Raw genomic sequence first — 213 nt, 5'->3', positions numbered from 1 at the left:
TGGAGCGGAAGACGGGATTCGAACCCGCGACCCCCACCTTGGCAAGGTGGTGTTCTACCACTGAACTACTTCCGCAACTTAATATGATTAATCCGAATACTCTAGCCTATGCAAGAAGATCGGAAATGTTGATAAGAAAATGGCTGGGCTAGCTGGATTCGAACCAACGCATGACGGAGTCAAAGTCCGTTGCCTTACCGCTTGGCTATAGCC

At 49.8% G+C, this 213-nt stretch carries 1 tRNA gene; it reads right to left on the bottom strand.

Annotated features, from left to right (window positions below):
- A tRNA-Gly gene (locus Q1B07_RS26995) sits at positions 1-75 on the bottom strand.
- Positions 76-213: the final 138 nt, after the last annotated feature.

The sequence above is a fragment of the uncultured Metabacillus sp. genome, assembly GCF_947503125.1.
Lineage (GTDB): Bacteria > Bacillota > Bacilli > Bacillales > Bacillaceae > Metabacillus.
Note: the sequence above shows the minus strand (reverse complement) of the source record. Positions and strands in the feature narration are given on the sequence as shown.